The organism is Acinetobacter thutiue, from assembly GCF_030385805.1.
GTDB classification, from domain to species: domain Bacteria; phylum Pseudomonadota; class Gammaproteobacteria; order Pseudomonadales; family Moraxellaceae; genus Acinetobacter; species Acinetobacter corruptisaponis.
The window spans coordinates 1-1453 of sequence record NZ_JAUDZE010000024.1; the positions used below are offsets into that span (position 1 = coordinate 1).

At 37.9% G+C, this 1453-nt stretch carries 1 protein-coding gene; it reads left to right on the forward strand.

Translation table 11 applies throughout. The features are described 5' to 3' along the window. The first annotated feature begins 55 nt into the window (after positions 1-55). Positions 56-1422 (forward strand): IS3 family transposase gene (locus QTA56_RS18235; protein ID WP_267982271.1). Its coding sequence is split into 2 segments (ribosomal slippage): positions 56-571 and positions 574-1422, totalling 1365 coding nucleotides; the frame shifts between segments, so codons are not numbered across the junction. Positions 1423-1453: the final 31 nt, after the last annotated feature.

The window sequence follows — 1453 nt, forward strand, 5'->3', positions numbered from 1 at the left end:
TGAACTGCACCCCGAAAGTTGGACACTCTTAGTCTAATTTGAAGGGTGCTTTTTAATGGCTAAATACAGCAAAGCATTAAAACTGAAAGTTGTTCAACATTACTTATCAGGTTATAGCTTTTCAGCAACCTCGAAGTTTTTTAATATTGATAAAGGACTCGTTCGCCAATGGGTAGCTCAATATAATAAAAACGGTGAAGCAGCTTTTTCTGAAAAACAAAGACATCGGGTACTTTCTCTTGAAATTAAACTGGCAGTGATAGAGTCGGTTCAAACAGATGGTTTATCCGCTCGGGAAGCAATGATTAAATTCGACCTTAAAAGCCCATCACAGGTATTTAATTGGTTGCGTCAATATCGAGAGCAAGGTATAGATGGCTTAAAACCGAAGCCTAAAGGGCGAACCAGACTTATGCCTAAACCGATCAAACTCTCTAAGGCAGACCAAGATAAAACCCAAAAAGAGTTACTCGAAGAATTAGCATATTTACGTGCAGAGAATGCCTTTTTAAAAAAGCTGAAAGCCTTAAGGCTGGAACAGGAAGCAAAAGAAGTTGCGGAGCAGCAGCGCTTGCAAGACTTATATCAGGATTAAGGCAAACCTATCCATTAAAGCATTTATTACATGCAGCCAGGATGTCACGCAGTACTTACTATTACCATGTACAAATATATAAACATGAAGATCAAGATTATGATTTAAAAAAGAAAATCAGGGTAATCTATCATCAGCATAAAGGAAGATATGGTTATCGTAGGATTACCCTTGCCTTGAGGAATTTAGGTTTGGTGATCAACCATAAGTGTGTTCAACGATTGATGCAGTCTATGCAACTTAAATCACGTGTCAGAGCCATGAAATATCGCTCTTACAAAGGACAAGTGGGCAAGATTGCAGACAATGTACTACAACGTCAATTTAAGGCGGAACAGCCCAACCAGAAATGGGTAACTGATGTGACTGAGTTCAATGTTCGGGGAGAGAAGCTTTATCTATCACCAGTCATGGATTTATTTAATGGCGAAATCATAGCCTTCCATATTCAACGCAGACCAGTATTTGGATTGGTGAAAGATATGCTCAAGAAAGCTATAGATAAACTAAAACCTGATGACAAACCGATGATCCATTCAGATCAGGGATGGCAATACCAAATGCATTATTATCAAGAACAATTGAAACAGAATGGCTTAACACAAAGTATGTCACGTAAAGGAAATTGTTTAGATAATGCCTCTATGGAAAGCTTCTTTGGAATACTTAAATCAGAGTGTTTTTATGGAGAAGAATTTAAATCCATTGATGAACTGGAACAAGTCGTGAAAAAATACATCCACTATTACAACCATGATCGAATCAAGGTGAAACTAAAAGGACTGAGTCCTGTACAGTACAGAAATCAGTCCTTAGAAACCACTTAATCAAACTGTCCAACTTATTGGGGTCAGATCA